The organism is uncultured Campylobacter sp. (assembly GCF_937997465.1).
Lineage (GTDB): Bacteria > Campylobacterota > Campylobacteria > Campylobacterales > Campylobacteraceae > Campylobacter_A.
In genome coordinates, this window is record NZ_CALKTQ010000032.1 from 1 (window position 1) to 14166 (window position 14166).

General features: G+C 43.1%; 11 protein-coding genes, 1 tRNA gene and 1 pseudogene. All 13 read left to right on the top strand.

Annotation, left to right across the window (positions count from 1 at the left end; translation table 11 throughout):
* The first annotated feature begins 117 nt into the window (after window positions 1-117).
* Window positions 118-1317: an elongation factor Tu gene (tuf, locus tag Q0546_RS00880; protein WP_122874317.1), complete on the top strand. Its 1200-nt coding sequence runs from the start codon at window positions 118-120 to the stop codon at window positions 1315-1317.
* Between the two features lie 53 nt (window positions 1318-1370).
* Entirely contained in the window at window positions 1371-1541 is a 171-nt protein-coding gene (rpmG, locus tag Q0546_RS00885; RefSeq protein WP_004322121.1) for a 50S ribosomal protein L33, read from the top strand.
* Window positions 1542-1549: 8 nt separating this feature from the next.
* Window positions 1550-1625: transfer RNA gene (locus Q0546_RS00890), tRNA-Trp, on the top strand.
* 14 nt (window positions 1626-1639) lie between these two features.
* On the top strand, window positions 1640-1819 hold the full coding sequence (gene secE, locus Q0546_RS00895) for a preprotein translocase subunit SecE (protein WP_004322122.1): 180 nt from the start codon (window positions 1640-1642) through the stop codon (window positions 1817-1819).
* Between the two features lie 6 nt (window positions 1820-1825).
* Complete coding sequence (nusG, locus tag Q0546_RS00900; RefSeq protein WP_298789682.1) at window positions 1826-2359, top strand: transcription termination/antitermination protein NusG; 534 nt, start codon at window positions 1826-1828, stop codon at window positions 2357-2359.
* A gap of 10 nt (window positions 2360-2369) precedes the next feature.
* Window positions 2370-2795, top strand: coding sequence for a 50S ribosomal protein L11 (gene rplK / locus Q0546_RS00905; protein WP_004322124.1), 426 nt, complete (start codon window positions 2370-2372; stop codon window positions 2793-2795).
* Window positions 2796-2914: 119 nt separating this feature from the next.
* Window positions 2915-3619 (top strand): 50S ribosomal protein L1, encoded by a 705-nt coding sequence (rplA, locus tag Q0546_RS00910; protein ID WP_298789675.1) that lies wholly within the window; start codon window positions 2915-2917, stop codon window positions 3617-3619.
* A 108-nt stretch (window positions 3620-3727) separates the two neighbouring features.
* Window positions 3728-4210 (top strand): 50S ribosomal protein L10, encoded by a 483-nt coding sequence (gene rplJ / locus Q0546_RS00915; protein WP_002947610.1) that lies wholly within the window; start codon window positions 3728-3730, stop codon window positions 4208-4210.
* A gap of 17 nt (window positions 4211-4227) precedes the next feature.
* On the top strand, window positions 4228-4605 hold the full coding sequence (rplL, locus tag Q0546_RS00920; protein WP_004322126.1) for a 50S ribosomal protein L7/L12: 378 nt from the start codon (window positions 4228-4230) through the stop codon (window positions 4603-4605).
* A gap of 109 nt (window positions 4606-4714) precedes the next feature.
* Window positions 4715-8851: a DNA-directed RNA polymerase subunit beta gene (rpoB, locus tag Q0546_RS00925; RefSeq protein ID WP_298789676.1), complete on the top strand. Its 4137-nt coding sequence runs from the start codon at window positions 4715-4717 to the stop codon at window positions 8849-8851.
* Complete coding sequence (rpoC, locus tag Q0546_RS00930) at window positions 8844-13352, top strand: DNA-directed RNA polymerase subunit beta' (RefSeq protein WP_298789678.1); 4509 nt, start codon at window positions 8844-8846, stop codon at window positions 13350-13352. Before rpoB ends, rpoC begins: the two co-directional genes overlap by 8 nt.
* A gap of 165 nt (window positions 13353-13517) precedes the next feature.
* A pseudogene (locus tag Q0546_RS00935) lies at window positions 13518-13867 on the top strand (DoxX family protein).
* 78 nt (window positions 13868-13945) lie between these two features.
* Window positions 13946-14166 (top strand): 30S ribosomal protein S12 (gene rpsL, locus Q0546_RS00940; RefSeq protein WP_298789680.1); only part of this gene is annotated, 221 nt, incomplete at its 3' end.

Consider the following 14166-nt stretch of genomic DNA (forward strand, 5'->3'; position numbering starts at 1 on the left):
AGCACTTCCTTGGTAAGGAAGAGGTCGCGGGTTCAAGTCCCGCTATGAGCTCCACGGATTTTAGAGAAGTAAAATTAAGTATAAATTTGAATTGCAAATATCATTACGGAGGAAGAGATGGCAAAAGAAAAATTTTCACGTAACAAGCCACACGTAAACATTGGTACTATTGGTCACGTTGACCATGGTAAAACAACTTTGACAGCTGCAATTTCTGCTGTTCTTTCAAGAAAAGGTCTTGCTGAGCTAAAAGACTATGATAATATCGACAACGCTCCAGAGGAAAAAGAGCGCGGTATTACCATCGCTACTTCTCACATTGAGTACGAGACTGAAAATCGCCACTATGCGCACGTTGACTGCCCAGGCCACGCCGACTATGTTAAAAACATGATTACCGGTGCTGCTCAAATGGACGGCGCTATCCTAGTTGTTTCTGCTGCTGACGGCCCAATGCCTCAAACCAGAGAGCACATCCTGCTATCTCGCCAAGTAGGCGTTCCATATATCGTTGTTTTCATGAACAAAGCTGATATGGTTGACGATGCGGAGCTCCTTGAGCTAGTTGAGATGGAAATTCGCGAGCTTCTAAACGAGTACGACTTCCCTGGTGACGATACTCCAATCGTAGCAGGCTCGGCTCTACAAGCTCTTAACGAGGCTAAAGCTGGAACAGAGGGCGAATGGTCTGCAAAGGTTCTTGAACTTATGGCTAGAGTTGATGAGTATATTCCAACTCCAGTACGCGCAACAGATAAAGATTTCTTGATGCCTATCGAGGATGTTTTCTCTATTTCTGGTCGCGGTACAGTTGTTACCGGTAGAATTGAAAAAGGCGTGGTAAAAGTCGGCGATACCATCGAAATCGTAGGTATTAGACCAACTCAAACTACTACTGTTACCGGCGTCGAAATGTTTAGAAAAGAGATGGATCAAGGCGAGGCAGGCGACAATGTAGGTGTTCTTCTAAGAGGCACAAAAAAAGAAGATGTTGAGCGCGGTATGGTTCTTTGCAAACCTAAATCAATTACTCCTCACACTAAATTTGAGGGCGAAGTTTATATTTTAACAAAAGAAGAAGGTGGACGCCATACCCCATTCTTTAACAACTATAGACCGCAGTTCTATGTAAGAACGACTGATGTTACAGGTTCTATCACTCTTCCAGAAGGAACAGAGATGGTTATGCCTGGTGATAACCTAAAGATAACTGTTGAGCTTATTGCGCCAGTTGCTCTTGAAGAGGGAACTCGCTTTGCGATCCGCGAAGGTGGTAGAACTGTTGGTTCAGGCGTTGTTTCTAAGATTCTAGCATAAACTAATTTATAATTTTTAGCGGAGATTGTTCTCCGCTTTTTTGAAGGGAATTTATGGCAAAAGGTAATAGAATAAAAGTTGGTCTTAAATGTTCTGAATCAGGTGATATAAATTACACCACAGTGAAAAATAGCAAGACAACGACTGAAAAATTAGAACTAAAAAAATATTGCCCAAGACTAAAAAAACATACTGTTCATAAAGAAGTTAAGTTAAAGAGCTAAGGCTTTTTAGGGCAATAGCTCCAACGGTAGAGCGCTGGATTCCAAATCCAATGGTTGGGGGTTCGAATCCCTCTTGCCCTGCCATCAGAAGGTTAAAAATGGAAAAAATAATAAATTATATAAAGCTTTCGCGCGCTGAGATTGGAAAGGTAATTTTTCCACTCAAAGAGCAAATAAGAAATGCTTTTATAACAGTTTTTGCTGTAGTAGCTATTGTTTCACTTTTTTTAGCTCTTGTTGATGCAATTATGTCTTTCTCTCTTTCAAAGCTGATTTAAGGTTGAATCATGGCACATAAATGGTATGCGATTCAAACTTACGCCGGTAGCGAAATGAGCGTAAAGAGAGCTATTGAAAATTTGGTTAGAGATAATCACATTGAAGAACAACTAAAAGAGATTATAGTTCCTACTGAAGATGTAATAGAAATCAAAAACGGCAAGAAAAAAATAAATGAAAGAAGTCTTTATCCTGGATATGCTTTTGCATATCTTGATTTGGATACGGCTCTTTGGCACAAGATTCAGTCTCTTCCTAAAGTTGGTAGATTTATAGGCGAGGCGAAAAAACCTACGCCACTAAGCGAAAAAGATATAAATTTAATTTTAGAAAAAGTCCAAAAGCGAGCTGCTCCTAAACCAAAAATTTTCTTTGATAACGGAGAAAATGTTCGTATTACGGAAGGGCCTTTCGCGAATTTTACTGGTATAGTAGAAGAGTACGATATGATACACGGAAAGCTAAGGCTAAATGTTTCAATATTTGGCAGAAGCACCCCAGTTGAAATTTTATATTCACAAGTCGAGAAGATAGTATAAGGAGAAGTTTATGGCTAAAAAAGTTATAGGCGAAATTAAATTACACATTGCTGCTGCAAAAGCAAATCCAAGTCCTCCGGTAGGCCCGGCTCTTGGTCAGCAAGGCGTTAATATTATGGAATTTTGTAAAGCATTCAATGAAAGAACAAAAGATATGGCTGGCTTTAGGGTTCCAGTTGTTATTACCGTTTATGCTGATAGAAGCTTTACATTTATCACTAAACAGCCGCCTGCTACGGATTTGATTAAAAAAGCTGCAGGCATAGAAAAAGGTTCGGATAATCCGTTAAAAAATAAGGTAGCTAAGCTTACAAAAGCTCAGGTACTTGAAATAGTAGAGAAAAAAATTGCCGACTTAAACACTAAAGATAGAGAGCAAGCAGCTAAAATCATTGCTGGTTCGGCTCGCTCAATAGGAATTACGGTAGTAGATTAATCCTTTTACCACATAAGGATTTTTAAAGTTAAGTTTATAAACACGCGTTAATATTTATAGCGCGTGTATTTTAAATTTGACAATGTGGAAGCATAAAATTTATAAATGCGGAGAAATTAATGTCAAAAAAAACTACAAAAAGATTTGGTAAGCTACTTGAAAAAGTTGATACCACTAAAACTTACTCTTTAGCAGATGCTATTGATACTGTAAAATTACTAAAAAGCGCCAAATTTGACGAAACAGTCGAAATAGCACTAAAACTCAACGTCGATCCAAGACATGCTGATCAAATGGTTAGAGGCTCGGTAGTGCTTCCTGCAGGAACTGGCAAAACCGTTCGTGTAGCAGTTATAGCAAAAGATGCGAAAGCTGATGAAGCAAAAGCCGCCGGTGCTGATATAGTCGGTAGCGATGAGCTTGTTGAGGATATTCAAAAAGGAATTATGAATTTCGACGTTCTTATCGCTACTCCAAATTTAATGGGACTAGTTGGTAAAGTAGGACGAATTTTAGGGCCAAAAGGTCTTATGCCAAACCCAAAAACTGGCACTGTTACTATGGATGTAGCTCAAGCGGTCAATAACGCAAAAAGCGGTCAAGTTAATTTCCGCGTAGATAAGCAAGGAAATATACACGCTGGCCTTGGTAAAGTTAGCTTTTCAAAAGAGCAATTAAACGAGAACATTTCAACTCTTATCAAAGCGGTAAATAGACAAAAACCAGCGGCAGCAAAAGGTAGATATATTAAGAGTGCCGCTTTATCATTAACTATGAGCCCTTCTGTTTTACTTGAAACTCAAGAGCTTATGGATCTACGCTAATTTAGCTAATAAATTTTTATCTTAGATTGGAGATAGCAGAGGCTTTTGCTTAATCGCGCTTTCATGCCGCTCTGCTTGAAATCACTAGTCGGAAAGGAGAAAAACTAGATGACGAGAAATGAAAAATCTGAAATAATCAGTAAACTTGAAGCCGAATTTAAAGAAAATGAAGCGATCATAGTTTGTGATTATCGCGGTCTTAGTACTAAAAAACTTGAAGCATTAAGGGATGCGGCTAGAGTTTTAAATGTAAAAGTTCAAATCGTAAAAAATACTCTTGCAAATATCGCTCTTAATAACGTTGAAAAGTCTGGCATGGTCTTGAAGGATACAAATATCTTTATCTGGGGCGATCAGCTTTCAGCTACTAAAGTTGCGGCTAAATTTGAAGAGACCAATAGCGAACTATTCAAAATCAAAACCGCTCATATCGATGGCGAAGTTGCAAGCGTCGAGAAGGTCAAGGCTCTATCTAAGATGCCTAGCCGTGATGAGTTGCTTGCTATGCTTTTGCAAGTTTGGAATGCGCCTATCCAAAATTTCACTATTGGACTAAATGCGCTTAAAGAAAAAAAAGAAAAATCAGCATAATATAAAAAGGATAAAAAATGGCAATTACTAAAGAGGACGTATTAGAATTTATCTCTAATCTTTCAGTATTAGAGCTAAGTGAGCTAGTAAAAGAATTTGAAGAGAAATTTGGCGTAAGTGCTGCTCCAGTAATGGTAGCAGGCGGCGCAGTAGCAGGCGGTGCAGCCGATGCAGCTGAAGAGAAAACAGAATTTAATGTTGTTCTAGTTGACGGCGGCGATAAGAAAATCAACGTTATTAAAGTTGTTCGCGCTCTTACAGGTCTTGGTCTTAAAGAGGCTAAAGACGCAGTTGAGCAAACTCCTTCTGTTATCAAAGAGGGTGTTAGCAAAGATGAGGCTGAAGCAGCTAAAAAAGAGCTTGAAGAAGCTGGCGCTAAAGTCGAACTTAAATAATTTCACTTATTTTTACAAAGGAGGCGACGCCTCCTTATTTAATTTTTACAAAGATGCCGCAGACGTGCGGTTATTTACTTTCTTTCAAACTTATACCATGAGGTAGAATATGCTAAATAGTTTATACTCAGGAAATCGTCTTAGGGTTGATTTTTCAAATGTTGCCAAAGAGATCGATGTTCCTAACCTACTACAATTACAAAAAAAGAGTTTTGACCAGTTTTTAAACGTAGATAAAAATCAAGGCGCAAGCGGTATAGAAAAAGTTTTTAAATCAATATTTCCTATACATGATCCGCAAAACCGCTTAAGCTTGGAATACGTAAGCTCTGAAATCGGAAAGCCAAAATATACGATCAGAGAGTGTATGGAGCGCGGGCTTACTTATTCTGTAAATTTAAAAATGAAAATAAGGCTGATCGTTCACGAGAGAGATGAAAAAACAGGCGAGAAGATTGGCATAAAAGATATAAAAGAGCAAGAAATTTTCGTTCGCGAAATTCCTTTGATGACGGATAGAATTTCATTTATTATTAACGGCGTCGAGCGCGTGGTAGTAAATCAACTACACAGAAGTCCAGGCGTTATATTTAAAGAAGAAGAAAGCCCGACAGTAGTAAATAAACTTATTTATACGGCTCAAATTATTCCCGACCGTGGTAGCTGGCTATATTTTGAGTATGACACAAAAGACGTACTTTATGTTCGTATCAATAAGCGTAGAAAAGTACCGGTAACTATCCTATTTAGGGCGCTCGGGTATAAAAAACAAGATATTATCAAGTTATTTTATCCTATACAAACTTTAACAATAAAAGATAATAAATTTTTGACGCCATTTAATCCAGATGATTATCAAGGTAGGGTCGAATACGATATCAAAGATGAAGATGGTAACGTTTTACACGAAGCTGGTAAAAGACTAACCAAGAAAAAGGCTGATAAGATCATCGCTGACGGCGTCAAATTTGTCGAATATCCGACTGAAATTTTGGTAAATAGGTTTTTGGCTCACCCGGTTATTGACAAAAACAGCGGCGAGGTGCTTTATGATACTCTTGCACAGCTTGATGAAAATAAATTGGTTAAAATTTTGGCTGATCAAGAGAGTATCGAGATAGCAAACGACCTAGCAGCAGGCGTGGACGACGCTATCATAAATTCATTTATCGCCGATAACGAGACGCTCAAACTACTACGTCAAACCGAAAATGTTGATGACGAAAACGATCTTGCGGCGATAAGAATTTATAAAGTTATGCGTCCTGGCGAGCCGGTCGTTAAAGATGCTGCTCGCGCTTTCGTAAATGATCTATTCTTTAATCCTGAAAGATATGATTTGACGGGTGTTGGCCGTATGAAAATGAACCACAAGCTGGCACTTGAAGTACCTGAATACGTAACGGTTTTGACCAACGAAGACATTATAAAAACGGCAAAATATTTGATAAAGGTCAAAAACGGACAAGGACATATCGACGACCGCGATCACCTCGGTAACCGTCGTATCCGCTCTATTGGCGAGCTTTTGGCAAACGAGCTTCACCTAGGCTTTGTAAAAATGCAAAAGGCTATCAGGGATAAATTTACGACGCTGGGTAATACTGAGGAGATTATGCCTTACGATTTGGTTAATCCAAAAATGATAACCACGACGATAATGGAATTTTTCACCGGCGGTCAGTTGAGCCAGTTTATGGATCAGACTAACCCGCTTAGCGAAGTTACGCATAAGCGCAGACTTTCGGCGCTGGGCGAGGGCGGTCTCGTAAAAGATAGAGCCGGCTTTGAGGTGCGCGACGTTCATCCGACTCACTACGGTAGAATTTGCCCGGTAGAGACCCCGGAAGGTCAAAACATCGGCCTTATCAACACGCTTTCTACTTACGCGAAGGTAAATAATCTCGGCTTCGTCGAAGCCCCGTATAAAAAAGTCGTAGACGGCAAAGTAACTGACGAGATCGTTTATCTAACGGCAACTCAAGAGGAAAATTTGGTTATCGCTCCGGCCTCTACTGCGCTTGATGAAAGCGGCTATATAGTAGAGGACTTGATCGAGGCTAGACAAGACGGCGAGATGATACTGGCTAAACGCGAGGATGTTAAGCTTATCGACCTTTGCTCTGGTATGATAGCTGGTGTTGCGGCATCGCTTATTCCGTTTTTGGAGCATGATGACGCAAACCGTGCCCTCATGGGATCAAACATGCAGCGCCAAGCAGTGCCGCTACTTCGCTCGTCCGCTCCTATCGTTGGAACTGGCATGGAGAGTACTGTAGCGCGCGACGCATGGGAGGCGATCAAGGCTAGACGCGCTGGAGTAGTCGAAAAGGTGGACAATAAAAATATCTTTATCCTTGGCGAAGACGAGGCAGGTCCATATATCGATCACTACTCTATGGAGAAAAATTTAAGAACCAACCAAAATACGACATTCTCCCAACACCCTATCGTTAAAAAAGGCGAAAGCGTAGCGGCTGGGCAGATCATCGCCGACGGTCCGTCTATGGAGCGCGGTGAGCTGGCTATCGGTAAAAATGCGCTTATAGCTTTCATGCCGTGGAACGGCTATAACTACGAGGATGCGATCGTAATCAGCGAAAAAATGATCCGAGAGGATGCGTTTACGAGTGTGCATATTTATGAAAAAGAGATCGAAGCCCGCGAGCTAAAAGACGGCGTTGAGGAGATCACTAAGGATATCCCGAATATCAAAGAGGAAGATTTACTCCATCTCGATGATAGCGGCATAATAAAAATCGGCACACAGGTAAAACCCGGCATGATCCTAGTCGGAAAGGTTTCTCCAAAAGGCGAGGTTAAGCCAACGCCCGAGGAGCGCTTACTTCGTGCGATTTTTGGCGAAAAAGCCGGTCACGTGGTAAATAAATCCCTTTACGCGACAGCTTCTATGGAAGGCGTCGTTGTAGACGTTAAAATTTTTACTAAAAAAGGTCACGAAAAAGATAATCGCTCAAATAAAGTTTATGAAGAAGAAAAAGCGGCTTTTGAAAAAGAACACCATGATAGGCTCTTGATGCTAGACCGCGAAGAGATGCTAAAAGTGGGCGCTCTACTTTGCAAAACGCCTTTGAGTTCTGCTCAAACTATCGGTAAAAAAACCTATAAAAAAGGCGAGAAGATCGATAAGGAGGAGTTTGAAAACATCAACCGTTTTACTCTAAGCGCGATCGTTAAAGGCTTTTCAAAAGACGTTCAAAAATCATACGACGACATAAAAAATCATTTCCAAAACGAGAAGAAAAAGCTCAAAGAAGAGCATGACGCGAAGATGGAAATTTTAGAAAAAGATGACATCTTGCCAAGCGGCGTAGTTAAGCTCGTCAAAGTCTACATCGCAACCAAGCGCAAACTAAAAGTGGGCGATAAGATGGCTGGTCGCCACGGAAACAAAGGTATCGTTTCAAACATCGTCCCAGAAGTCGATATGCCGTATCTTCCGAGCGGTCAGCCGGTCGATATCGTGTTAAATCCGCTAGGCGTTCCTAGCCGTATGAATATCGGTCAAATTTTAGAAAGCCACTTGGGTCTTGTCGGCTACCGTTTGGGCGAGCAGATAAATCAAATTTTCCAAGAGAAAAAAGGCGAGTGGATAAAAGAGCTACGAGCCAAAATGATCGAGATAGCTTCGGCGTCTAAATTTATGGATGCTAAAAAAACTCTAGGCAAAATGAGCGACGAGCAGCTTTTAGACTACGCTAGAGACTGGGCTAACGGCGTCAAATTTGCCACGCCTATATTTGAGGGCGTTAGAGTCGATGAGCTGATGAAACTGTTCGAGCTAGCTAAGATCGATATGGACGGGAAGACCGAGCTTTACGACGGACGCACGGGCTCAAAGATTAAGGAGCGCGTAAACGTCGGATGTATGTATATGCTAAAGCTTCATCACCTAGTCGACGAAAAAGTCCACGCTAGAAGCACGGGACCGTACAGCCTAGTTACTCAGCAGCCAGTCGGCGGTAAGGCGCTATTTGGCGGACAAAGATTCGGAGAGATGGAGGTTTGGGCGCTTGAGGCGTACGGCGCGGCCCATACGCTTCGCGAGATGCTAACCGTCAAATCAGACGACGTCGAGGGACGTTTGTCTGCATATAAAGCCCTAACTAGAGGCGAAAACGTGCCTGAAACTGGCATTCCTGAGACATTTTTCGTTCTAACAAACGAGCTAAAATCATTGGCGCTTGATGTCGAGATATACGATGAGGATGAAAATAATGAGTGAGTTAAAACCTATTGAGATAAAAGAAGAACGCAGACCGCGCGATTTTGAGGCGTTTCAGCTTCGTTTGGCGAGTCCTGAGAGGATAAAGTCATGGAGCCATGGCGAGGTCAAAAAACCCGAAACCATAAACTACCGCACGCTAAAACCTGAGCGCGACGGTTTATTTTGCGCTAAAATTTTCGGTCCGATCCGCGACTACGAGTGCCTTTGCGGTAAGTATAAAAAAATGCGTTATAAAGGCATCAAGTGCGAAAAATGCGGCGTCGAGGTAACTAGCTCAAAGGTGCGCCGTTCTAGAATGGGACACATCGAGCTCGTGACTCCGGTTGCGCATATTTGGTATGTAAATTCGCTCCCGAGCCGCATAGGAACGTTGCTCGGTATAAAGATGAAAGACCTTGAGCGCGTACTTTACTACGAGGCGTATATCGTCGAGAGCGTAGGCGACGCGTTTTACGATACCGAAAATAGCAAAAAAGTAGAAGTTTTTGACGTTTTAAACGAAGAGCAATACGTTTCTTTGGCTTCTCGTTTTGAAGAGAGCGGATTTAGGGCTAGAATGGGCGGCGAAGTGATCCGTGATTTGCTAGCAAATATCGATCTGGTCGAGCTTTTAAACACTCTAAAAGACGAGATCAGCGCGACAAATTCGGAAGCTAAGAAAAAAACCATAGTAAAAAGACTAAAAGTCGTCGAGAGCTTTTTAAATTCAGGTAATCGCCCAGAATGGATGATGATTACGAATTTACCGGTCCTTCCGCCGGATCTTCGTCCGCTCGTTAGCCTTGACGGCGGTAAATTTGCGGTTTCTGATGTAAATGACCTGTATCGCCGTGTTATCAATAGAAATGCGCGCTTAAAACGCCTTATGGAGCTTGACGCGCCTGAAATCATCATCAGAAACGAAAAGCGTATGCTTCAAGAGTCCGTCGATGCGCTATTTGACAACGGGCGACGGGCGAACGCCGTAAAAGGCGCAAACAAACGCCCGCTAAAATCGCTTTCTGAAATTATTAAAGGCAAGCAAGGTCGCTTCCGTCAAAATTTGCTCGGTAAGCGCGTTGATTTTTCCGGTCGTTCAGTTATCGTAGTAGGACCAAAACTACGCATGGATCAGTGCGGACTACCGAAAAGAATGGCGCTTGAGCTGTTTAAGCCGCATTTGCTAGCTCGCCTCGAGGAGAAGGGCTACGCTACGACTGTAAAACAAGCCAAAAAAATGATCGAGGATAAGACAAATGAGGTTTGGGAGTGCCTAGAGGAGGTCGTTAAGGATCACCCGGTTATGCTAAACCGTGCTCCGACGCTTCACAAACTATCTATCCAGGCGTTTCACCCTGTGCTTGTCGAGGGCAAGGCTATCCAGCTACATCCGTTAGTTTGTGCCGCGTTTAACGCTGACTTCGACGGCGACCAGATGGCTGTTCACGTGCCGTTATCTCAGGAGGCTATAGCAGAGTGCAAAATTTTGATGCTTAGCTCGATGAACATCTTGCTTCCTGCAAGCGGTAAGGCTATCACTGTTCCTAGCCAGGATATGGTTTTGGGAATTTACTATCTAAGCCTAGAGAAGACCGATAGCAAGGGAGCGAACAAAATTTTCGCATCTGTAGATGAAGTAATGATCGCCGAGGAAGCGCACTGCCTAGAAGTGCACTCGAAAATCAAAACAATGATCGACGGCAAGACGCTATTTACGACTGCGGGTCGCTTGATCATCCGCTCGATTCTGCCTGATTTTGTTCCTGAAAATATGTGGAACAGGGTCATGAAGAAAAAAGATATCGCAAATTTGGTTGATTACGTTTATAAAAACGGCGGTCTTGAGGTAACGGCGGGATTTTTGGATAAGCTCAAAAATTTGGGCTTCCGCTATGCGACAAAAGCTGGCATCTCGATCTCTATTGCTGACATCATCGTGCCTGACAGCAAACAAAAATATATCAATGAAGCCAAGAAAAAAGTCCGCGAGATACAAAATCAATACGGCGCGGGCTTGCTAACGGACTCCGAGAGATACAATAAAATCATCGACATCTGGACGGATACAAATAACATCGTCGCAGGCGAGATGATGAAGCTCATCCAGGGAGATAAGGGCGGATTTAACTCGATTTATATGATGGCCGATAGCGGCGCGAGAGGTTCTGCGGCGCAAATTCGCCAGTTAGCCGGTATGCGTGGTCTTATGGCGAAGCCCGACGGATCGATCATCGAGACACCGATCATATCAAACTTCCGCGAGGGTCTAAACGTCCTTGAGTACTTTAACTCAACCCACGGTGCCAGAAAGGGTCTAGCAGATACCGCGTTAAAAACGGCGAACGCTGGATACCTAACCAGAAAACTAATCGACGTCGCGCAAAACGTGAAAGTTACTATGCACGACTGCGGCACTCACGAAGGTGTCGAAATTACCGAGATCACCGACAACGGCGAGCTTATAGAGAGCTTGGAGGAGAGAATTTTAGGCCGCGTACTAGCCGACGACGTTATCGATCCGATAGCAAATGAAGTGTTGTTTAGCGAAGGTACTCTGATAGACGAAGAAAAAGCAAAAGCGATAACCGAAGCGGGTATAAAATCAGTCAGTATCAGAACGCCGATAACTTGCAAAGCGGCAAAAGGCGTCTGCGCGAAGTGCTACGGCGTGAATTTGGGCGAAGGTAAGCTAGTAAAACCGGGTGAAGCAGTCGGTATCATCTCGGCTCAATCTATCGGCGAACCTGGTACTCAGCTAACGCTAAGAACTTTCCACATCGGCGGTACGGCATCTACAGAGCAGCAAGACTATCAAGTCGTAGCACAAAAAGAGGGCTTTATAAGATACTACAATCTAAACGTTTACGAAAACGGCGGTAAGAGAATCGTGGCAAATCGCAGAAACTCGGCTGTCTTGCTCGTAGAGCCTAAGATCAAAGCTCCGTTTGACGGAAAGATCGAGATCGAGGTTGCCCACGAAGACGTAAACATAATCGTAAAAGGTAAAAAAGAAGAAGTTAAATATACGCTAAGAAGAGGCGATCTGGCTAAACCTAACGAGTTAGCCGGCGTTAGCGGTAAGGTCGAGGGTAAAATTTATATCCCTTATGTCGACGGCGACACGGTTAAAGAGAATGAAAGTATCGCAGAGGTTATCAAAGAGGGCTGGAACGTACCTAAGCGTATCCCGTTTGCGAGTGAGATAAAGGTAGAGGACGGCGAGCCGATCGCTAAGAAAATCCTTGCCGGCGCAAACGGCGTGCTTAAATTTTATATCTTGAAGGGCGATTATTTAGAGCGCTTAAGAAATATCAAAAAAGGCCACGTCGTAATAGAAAAGGGACTATTTGTCGTGGTTGCCGATGAGGACGATAGAGAGGCGGTTCGCTACTATATCCCGCGAAACTCTATCATCAAAGCAAACGATAGCGATATCGTGGATAGCAAAGCGGTCATCTCGGAGCCTGAAAGCCAAGAGAAAACTGTCATAGCCGAGTGGGATCCGTACTCTACGCCGATCATTGCCGAGGCTGCAGGTAGGGTTACGTACGAGGACATCGAGCCAGGCTATAGCGCTGCCGAGCAGTACGACGAGGCGACCGGCCAGAGCCGTTTGGTTATCAACGAGTACTTGCCTTCTGGTATCAAGCCTACGATCGTGATCAGCACCGATGAGGGCAAAATGATCCGCTATCAGCTAGAGCCAAAAACTGCGATATTCGTAGCCAACGACGAAGTAGTGAAGCAAGCCGACATCCTGGCTAAGACGCCTAAAGCTGTTGCGAAGTCAAAAGACATCACTGGCGGTTTGCCACGCGTATCTGAGCTATTTGAGGCTAGACGTCCGAAAAATACGGCTATCATCGCTGAAATCGACGGCACCGTAAGATTTGAAAAACCGCTTCGCTCTAAAGAGCACATCGTAATCGAGGCCGACGACGGCGCGACTGCCGAGTACTTGATAGACAAAACTCGTCAAATTCAGGTTCGCGACGGCGAATTTATCCACGCTGGCGAGAAGCTAACCGACGGACTAATATCAAGCCACGACGTCTTGAGAATTTTGGGCGAGAAGGCGCTACATTATTATTTGATCAGCGAAATTCAGCAAGTTTACCGCTCTCAAGGCGTTGCGATCGCCGATAAGCACATTGAGATCATCGTTTCCCAGATGCTTCGTCAGGTTAAGATCGTCGATAGCGGCGATACGAATTTTATCACCGGCGATATGATCTCTCGAACTAGATTTAAGGAAGAAAACGAGCGCATAATGCGAATGGGCGGCAATCCTGCGATCGCCGAGCCTATCTTGCTAGGCGTTACGCGCGCTGCTATCGGAAGCGATAGCGTGATCTCGGCCGCATCGTTCCAAGAGACGACCAAGGTTCTGACCGAGGCTTCGATCGCAGCTAAGATCGACCACCTCGAGGATCTAAAAGAAAACGTCATTCTAGGACGCATGATCCCTGTCGGAACGGGTCTTTATCAAGATCAAAAGATCAAGCTAAAACAAAACTAAATTTAACCCCACAAGCCTCGCCAAATTCGGCGGGGCTTAAATTTGCCTCGTTTTAAAGCTAGCCGGATAAAATCAATCCTTTAAATTTGAAAATTTGGAGTAAAAAAGAAAAATTTCGATTTGGGAATTTTGTTTGCGAGACTAGGGCTTGGTGCCTGGCTTTTTATGCACGGCTTTGCGAAAATTTTACACGGCATAGGCGGCGTAAAAAGTATTTTAACAAAAAGCCGGCTTGCCTGAGATTGTGGCTTACGGCTCCTATATAGGCGAGGTTGTTGCGCCGATAATGATAATTTTAGGGATATTTTCAAGGATTGGAGCAGCTCGTTATCGGCACGAGTCTAACGATAATATGCGCCCACCACAGACTTGGAAATTTACTTGAGCTTACAAATGTCGGCGGCTTTAAAGCTGAAATTTTATATCTTTACATCGCCTTGTCGCTCTGCATCATCTTTAACGGAAGCGGAAAACACGCGATTAGAAAAGATTGGCGCGATAAAATTCAGTGTTAAAGATGAAATTTACCTTATATTAAGCCAAATTTAAATAAAATCAAGTCTTTTTAATAAATTTAGTCGAAAGGAATTACTGTGCCAACCATTAATCAATTGGTCAGAAAAGAGCGTAAGAAAGTGACTTTTAAGTCAAAATCTCCAGCGCTAAAAGAGTGTCCTCAAAGAAGAGGAGTTTGCACCAGGGTCTATACTACGACTCCTAAAAAACCAAACTCGGCTTTGAGAAAAGTTGCCAAAGTTAGGCTTACAAGCGGATTTGAAGTGATCAGCTATATCGGCGGCGAAGGCCACAACCT

Coding starts and splice junctions, on each gene's coding strand:
- rpoC (WP_298789678.1), top strand. CDS start 8,844: ATGAGTGAGTTAAAACCTATTGAGATAAAAGAAGAACGCAGACCGCGC.
- rpoB (WP_298789676.1), top strand. CDS start 4,715: ATGCTAAATAGTTTATACTCAGGAAATCGTCTTAGGGTTGATTTTTCA.
- rplJ (WP_002947610.1), top strand. CDS start 3,728: ATGACGAGAAATGAAAAATCTGAAATAATCAGTAAACTTGAAGCCGAA.
- rpmG (WP_004322121.1), top strand. CDS start 1,371: ATGGCAAAAGGTAATAGAATAAAAGTTGGTCTTAAATGTTCTGAATCA.
- rplL (WP_004322126.1), top strand. CDS start 4,228: ATGGCAATTACTAAAGAGGACGTATTAGAATTTATCTCTAATCTTTCA.
- rplK (WP_004322124.1), top strand. CDS start 2,370: ATGGCTAAAAAAGTTATAGGCGAAATTAAATTACACATTGCTGCTGCA.
- rplA (WP_298789675.1), top strand. CDS start 2,915: ATGTCAAAAAAAACTACAAAAAGATTTGGTAAGCTACTTGAAAAAGTT.
- secE (WP_004322122.1), top strand. CDS start 1,640: ATGGAAAAAATAATAAATTATATAAAGCTTTCGCGCGCTGAGATTGGA.
- tuf (WP_122874317.1), top strand. CDS start 118: ATGGCAAAAGAAAAATTTTCACGTAACAAGCCACACGTAAACATTGGT.